The following is a 6,940-nucleotide window of genomic DNA, read 5'->3' as shown; positions in this document are numbered from 1 at the left end:
AACAATTTAATTATAACCTATGGAGGTAAATATCCCTTTTAACATCGTTTAAAATTACTTTAAATAAACGTTTTTAGAATTTAGAAAGATACTATTTAATATAAGTTAAGGAGGTTGAATTAATTGGTTAGATCTCTTGGGAAACATTTAATTGCTGAATTTTACAACTGTAATAATGAAATATTGGATAATGTAGAAAAAGTAGAATATTATATGAAAAAAGCTGCTATTGAAACAGGGGCTACAATCGTCACTTCGACTTTTCATAGATTTTTACCTCATGGAGTTAGTGGTGCAGTTATAGTTTCAGAATCCCATTTGGCGATTCACACATGGCCAGAATTTGGTTATGCTTCTATAGATCTATACACTTGCGGGGATGATGTAGATCCATGGAAAGCCTTTGAATATCTAAAAAAAGCTTTTAATTCCAATAGAACAGAAGTTAATGAACATAAGAGAGGACTTTACAATGAAATTGGTATCCCTGAAAATTCTTCTCACAAAGTGGAGGTGGAATAATTGAATCATATAAATTTTTTTGAATACAATCCAAATGATACATCAGGTGTTTTTTTTAGTATTTCAAATATATTATTTTCAAAACAAACTAAATATCAAAGAATAGATATTTTTGATACTCCTGAATTTGGAAGAGTTTTTGCTTTAGATGGTTTAACTATGACAAGAGAAATGGATGAGTTTATTTATCATGAAATGATCGCCCATGTTCCTATGTTTATTCACGAAAACCCAAAAAAAGTTTTAGTAATAGGTGGCGGTGATGGCGGTACAGTAAGAGAGGTATTAAAGCATTCTTCTGTAGAAGAAGTCATAATGTGCGAAATAGATGCAGAAGTTATAGAAGCTGCCAAAAAATATTTGCCTTTAACTTCTTGTGAATTAGATAATCCAAAAGTAAAACTTGTTTCAGAAGATGGTTCTAAATTTATAAAAAAATATAAAAATTATTTTGATTTAATAATAATAGATAGTACAGATCCAACAGAAGGTGAAGGTGGACTTTTATTCACAGAAGATTTTTATAAATCATGTTTTGAAGCTTTAACAGATGATGGAATTCTTTCTGCTGAAACTGAAGATCCTTTCATTCACAAAGATTGGATGAGAGATGCTTATAAAAGACTTTCAAATATTTTCGTTAAAGCAAGATTGTACATGGGATATTTGCCTATGTATCCACCTGGAGTATGGACTTGGGTTTTTGCTTCAAAAGGCAAAGATCCTATAATGGATTTTGAACCAGAAAAAGTTAAAAATTTTGATAAACCTTTAAAATATTACAATGAAGAAATTCATGTTTCTTGTTTTTCATTACCAAATTTTATAAAAGATATGATAAAATGAGGTCTGCTTAAAGCAGACCTCATTACATTATAAATTTTAAAAATCTTTCATTTATTTCATTTTCCTCAACTATTCTTGAATATATATTCAAAGAATTTCTCTTAAAAATTTTATCATTTTTATTTTCAAAAAAACCTTCAAATGAAATATTCCCATTTTCAAAATGTTTATCAATCAAAGAATTTTGTATGTATCCTATAATATTAGACTTATTTAAAAAATCATGCATCTGATTAAGAATTGTTATTATATATTTATTTCTAAATTTATCTTGATCATCAGATATACCACCAGAAGATATTATTATCGGAGTTTTTACCCCTTTTATAAGATTGAAAATATTTTTTATCTTTTCAGTATTTATACTATCACCATTTAAAATATTTGTATCATTTAAACTCTCATCATGATAATTTATTATGAAAAAGTCTAAATCTATTTCTATTTTTTCTGAATTTAAAAATGGTTTAATAGTTTTTTCTTGTTTGAAACATTTATAAAAATTGAAATATAAATTATTATTATCTTTTTTTAAAAAAGAAAAAATTCCATTTTTTTTATATTTTTCATTGAAATTAAAAGTTAAACCTATTTTTTTATCTTTTAAATTTTTAGATTTTATTTTTTTTATATCAGAAATAGTATATATTATATTTTGAAAGATTTTCAATGAGTTCTCATAATTTTCATTTAATAGAATATAAGAATTTTCCATAATATTATAAAATTCTACAAAATCTTTAGTTTCATTTATAACAAAAAATACATATTTCAAAATAAATTTTTTATTTTCAATATTAGAAAACCCTCCATTTTTTAAAAACCATTCTGGCATATTTTTTTCATTTATTAAAGTAATAATTGGATTTATGCCAGACTTATTTAATTTTTTTAAAAAAGCAATAATCTTTTCAAGATATTTTTTGTTGAAAATATCTTTATCTAAAAAAAGATTTTTCCAAGATATCTTAAATTCATAATATTGAACTTTTGTTTCTTCTATCATCTCTATTTCTTTATTAAAATCAAAGTTAAAAAATTCATTATAATTATTAGATGAAATACCCCATATAAACCCTTCTGGGAAAAATTTTTCAGACATATTAATCCCCCTATAATATATAATTAAACTTAGTTTATTATATATAATTTATTTTCTCATTTCAGATATAATTTTTTTCATGGTCTTATAAAACCATATTACCATTATAAAAAAAGATATAAATTCAGAAATAGGAAAAGCATACCATGTACCTTTAAGACCTATTTCTTTTGATAATATATACATAAGAGGCAATAACAGAACTATTTGTCTTAAAAACGAAATGATTAAACTAGGTAATCCTTTTCCAACAGCTTGAAAAGTTGCTGAGCCAACTATTGATAATCCTATTATTGGAAAAGCTATACTTATTATTTTTAATGCATTTACTCCTATTTTTATGAGTTCAGGATCATCATTAAACATTCTTATCAATTCTTCAGGAAAAAACTGTAATAAAAAAAAGCCAATCGTAGTGAATATAAATCCTGTTATAAGGCCTATAAAAATTGCTTTTTTTAATCTCTCAGGGTTTTTATGTCCAAAATTATATCCTATTATTGGTATATAACCCTGATTTAATCCAAATACAGGCATAAAAACAAATGATTGAAGTCTAAAATATATTCCAACAACAGCTATAGCCGTTTGATTAAAAGAAGCTACAATTTTATTAGCCCCAGCAATCATAAAGCTACCCAACAGTTGCATAATCATGGCGGGAAGACCTACTCTGTATACTTCTTTTATTATATCAAAGTCTATATTAAAGTTTTTAAAATCAAATTTTATTTGATTTTTTCCATAAAATAAAACTATTAAAACTAATATTCCGGATATAAATCTTGATATAACTGTAGCCAAAGCAGCACCTTTAACTCCCATTGCTGGAAATATCCATAATCCAAATATTAAAAATGGATCAAGAAATATATTTATAACAGCACCAACTATTAAACTTATCATTGGAATGAAAGTATTTCCCTCTCCTCTTAAAATACTGTTAGCTATTATTGGCAAAAACATAGCTATAGAACCAATCATTATTATTTGAATATAATCTTTTCCCAAATTTATCAATTCTATATTAGAAGTAAATATTTTTATTAATTCATCAGAAAAAAATAATCCTATAAAAAATACAATAATACTATAAAATATTGTTACAAATATTACATTTTCAGCAACATTATCAGCTTTTTTTTCTTTCATCTCACCCAAAAGTCTCGATATAAGAGATGTTGCCCCTATTCCAGTACCTACAGCTATAGCTATCAAAATCATCTGTATAGGAAAAGCCAATGAAAGTGCTGATAAAGCTTCTTTTGAAAGTCTACCAATATATATACTATCAACAACATTATATAGAGCTTGAATAGACATACCTATTATAGATGGAATAGATAACTTTATCATGAGGCTAAGTATTGAATCTGTTCCAAGTCTTTTTGATTTGCTTTCCAAATTATCACTCCTATCAATCTTATTTCATTTTAAATTATAACATGTTTTATAATAATAAAAAAAAGACATCTCATTTAAGATGTCTTTTTTTCTGGTGCCGAAGGCGGGACTTGAACCCGCACGAGGTTTCACCCCCAATGGATTTTGAGTCCATCGCGTCTACCAATTCCGCCACCCCGGCTCACCAGAATTTATTATACTACAAAAAAGTTATATTGTCAATCATTTTAAAAAGTATTTTAAAATATTTTCTGCTAAAATGGCATCATCTCCCCAACTCCAGCCATCATGTAGAATATTTCCAGTTGCTCCCGTACCGTCATCAAATGGAGAAGAATCTCCTATAGCTATAACTTTTCCTTTTCCATATACTGTACTTATCAAATAAGGTTTTTTATTTGTATCAGATATTAATACTTCAATATCTTTTTTTAAAATATTTATTGAAGATCCATTCCATACACCTATGTTTTGTATATTTTCTGTTATTTCATGTTTATAAACATTTTTTAATGGTTCTTCTTCTAAATCGTCTCCCTCAAATAAAAAACCAAAGTTTTCAGTAAATTCATTAAAAACTCTAACTGCATCCCAACCATTACCATTTCTATCTGCTCCACCATGATCAGCTATTATAAATAAATTACCTCCATCTTTTACCCATTCAAGTAATGCTTCAATTTCATCTGCAAAAAAAGGACCATTTGGTTCTGGAATTATAAAAATTCCAAAAAGATCTAATATATCTTTTTTTATATGTATTTTTTCATTTTTTACATTTAAACCCATTTTTTTTGCAAGATCAGCAAAATCTGAATATCCTCCTGTTATTGTCCAATCGGAATTGCCTGCTGTTTGAGAGTGTGATTCATCGAATAAAATATTATGTTTTTTTATATTTTTTTCTGAAATATCTATACTTAAAATATTCGCTTTATTTTCATTCATGTCTTGAACAAATCTTAACATTAATTTAGAATCAACAGGAAGATTTTCATATTCTATTTTAAGTATTTTATTATTTATGAGTTTGTAATTTTTTATATTATTCTTATTATCTCTAATAGTTTTATTTAACTTGAAGTTATCTATTATTTCTTCATTAAATAAAATACTTAATATATTATTATCTATTGAATAAAACTCTATTTCGGGTGGAAATATATCTTCTGTTTTTAAATCTTCAATACTTCTTGGTTGTATTTCTCTTTTTGTTAAATACTGTGCCATTACTCCAGTAACTTCAACATCTATGCCTTCTTTAAAATTCATTGGATCTATCTTAGTATTTTCTCTTATCCAAAGTATTCCTTCACCAGTACCATCATCTATTAGAATCTCCTGTCCCATAGCTTTAATTACTTTTCCTTCTGTATGGGCCAATATTCCTTCATATTTTTCTTCATTTATATCAACTGTTTTTATATTTATAGGTTCAATTTCTTTATAATTTTTTTCAAGAATTTCTATACTATGTTTTTCATTATCTTTATCTAAAACAAGTTCAAGATTCATTTTATGTTTCCATAAATATCCAGTAACTCTTATTAAATCATTTCTTTCTATATCAAACTTGCTAAAATCCATATTTCCAGAATAAACATTCAAACCTGCAGTATCATCTTGAATAAAAAATAAATTTATATCAAATGGTCCAGGTTCAAGAGTAACAACACCTTCAACAGTCACAGGAGTTAAATCTTTAAATGTTCTGGCTTTTTCAATAGTTATAACATTAGAAAAAGCATAAATAAAAATAGTAAAAGTCAAAACCATAAATAAAAAAACTGATTTCTTCATATAATCCCTCCACAAAATTTATATAAATATATTATACATCAAAAAAATTAAACTTAAGATTAATAATGATTTTATTAGAGCAAATATAATATCTTTTTAAAAAAAGAATGATAAAATTATAAAAATAAGATAAATATTACAAAAAATATGAATTGAAAATGGAGGTTATAAATTTATGTCTTTACTCGATGTTATAGGTCCCATAATAATAGGGCCTTCAAGTTCGCACACAGCCGGAGCAGTTAAAATAGGTAAATTTGCACATAACTATATAGGTGGAACTCCAGACTCTGTAAGATTTATTCTTCATGGTTCTTTTGCTGATACATATATAGGCCATGGCACTGATAGAGCTCTATTAGGAGGAATAATGGGTTTTGAAGTTGATGATCATAGAATTAGAAATTCTTATAAAATAGCTCAAGATACAAATATGAAGTATGAGTTTAATTTTGAAGATCTTGGAAACGTTCATCCAAATACTGTAAAAATAATTGCTACTAAAAATGATCATGATTTTGAAGTCATTGCCGCTTCTATTGGTGCATCTGAAATAGTTGTAAATGAACTTGATGGAACTGAAGTTTATTTAAGAGGTAAAGTTCCAACTTTAGCTATAGTTAATAAAGATATTCCCGGTACATTAACAAGAATTATGTCAACAATTTCTAAATACAATATAAATGTTGCAAATGTTACCCTTAAAAGAATTTCAAAAATTATAAAAGAAGCTGTTTGTATACTTGAACTCGATGAAGAACCTACATTATTACTTTTAAAAGAACTTGAATCATTTGAAAATATAATTTCTTGTAAATATATACCCAAAATATAAGGATATTCTTAAAGAATATCCTTATATTTTTATTAAAAAAAAGTAAACAAAGTTATAATTTTCACTATTTTTGTGTTTTAATATTGACAATAAAAAAATTCTATGTTATACTAAGTTATATTTATAACAATCATTTTTATTAAACAAGTTATTTTTTTCACTAACTTTTTTTATAATCCAATTGTTTAAGTCTTAAACAAAGTATTTGTTTTTTTAGTTTAATTATTATACAAATAATTTAATTTCATTAGGAGCATTCCTGAAATAAAAAAAGAAAGAGGTTGAAAAAAAAGGAACCTCCCCGTAAAATAAAAGTGTAACAAGAATCCATCAAACATTTTACAAAGGAGGAACCTAAATGAATTATACACAAAATAATAAAATAAAACAAGTGGATGAAAAAACATTAGTAGTGGGAGTAGATATAGCAA

General features: G+C 25.6%; 6 protein-coding genes and 1 tRNA gene. 3 read left to right on the top strand and 4 right to left on the bottom strand.

Going from position 1 to position 6,940, the window contains the following annotated elements:
- Positions 1-123 precede the first annotated feature (123 nt).
- Positions 124-522, top strand: coding sequence for an adenosylmethionine decarboxylase (gene speD / locus C7380_RS13280; RefSeq protein WP_109606712.1), 399 nt, complete (start codon positions 124-126; stop codon positions 520-522).
- Positions 523-1,368, top strand: a complete 846-nt coding sequence (speE, locus tag C7380_RS13275) for a polyamine aminopropyltransferase (RefSeq protein ID WP_109606710.1) — start codon at positions 523-525, stop codon at positions 1,366-1,368.
- Positions 1,369-1,390: 22 nt separating this feature from the next.
- Here speE and C7380_RS13270 read toward each other — a convergent pair whose 3' ends face one another.
- The 4 genes from C7380_RS13270 to C7380_RS13255 form a co-directional block, all read right to left on the bottom strand.
- On the bottom strand, positions 1,391-2,470 hold the full coding sequence (locus C7380_RS13270) for a family 1 glycosylhydrolase (protein ID WP_109606708.1): 1,080 nt from the start codon (positions 2,468-2,470) through the stop codon (positions 1,391-1,393).
- 48 nt (positions 2,471-2,518) lie between these two features.
- Positions 2,519-3,874 carry an MATE family efflux transporter gene (locus tag C7380_RS13265; RefSeq protein ID WP_206050619.1) on the bottom strand — a complete coding sequence of 452 codons (1,356 nt, stop codon included), beginning with the start codon at positions 3,872-3,874 and terminating at the stop codon, positions 2,519-2,521.
- 92 nt (positions 3,875-3,966) lie between these two features.
- Positions 3,967-4,055 (bottom strand) — tRNA-Leu (locus C7380_RS13260).
- A gap of 41 nt (positions 4,056-4,096) precedes the next feature.
- Positions 4,097-5,674, bottom strand: coding sequence for a DUF4350 domain-containing protein (locus C7380_RS13255; protein WP_109606706.1), 1,578 nt, complete (start codon positions 5,672-5,674; stop codon positions 4,097-4,099).
- A 175-nt stretch (positions 5,675-5,849) separates the two neighbouring features.
- Between C7380_RS13255 and sdaAB the strand changes: the two genes are divergently transcribed.
- Complete coding sequence (sdaAB, locus tag C7380_RS13250; RefSeq protein ID WP_109606704.1) at positions 5,850-6,509, top strand: L-serine ammonia-lyase, iron-sulfur-dependent subunit beta; 660 nt, start codon at positions 5,850-5,852, stop codon at positions 6,507-6,509.
- The last annotated feature ends 431 nt before the right edge of the window (positions 6,510-6,940 follow it).

It is taken from the genome of Oceanotoga teriensis (genome assembly GCF_003148465.1).
Classification (GTDB): domain Bacteria; phylum Thermotogota; class Thermotogae; order Petrotogales; family Petrotogaceae; genus Oceanotoga; species Oceanotoga teriensis.
The sequence above is the reverse complement of the archived record's forward strand: the minus strand, read 5'-3'. Positions and strand labels throughout refer to the sequence as shown.

Coding starts and splice junctions, on each gene's coding strand:
- C7380_RS13270 (WP_109606708.1), bottom strand. CDS start 2,470: ATGTCTGAAAAATTTTTCCCAGAAGGGTTTATATGGGGTATTTCATCT.
- C7380_RS13255 (WP_109606706.1), bottom strand. CDS start 5,674: ATGAAGAAATCAGTTTTTTTATTTATGGTTTTGACTTTTACTATTTTT.
- sdaAB (WP_109606704.1), top strand. CDS start 5,850: ATGTCTTTACTCGATGTTATAGGTCCCATAATAATAGGGCCTTCAAGT.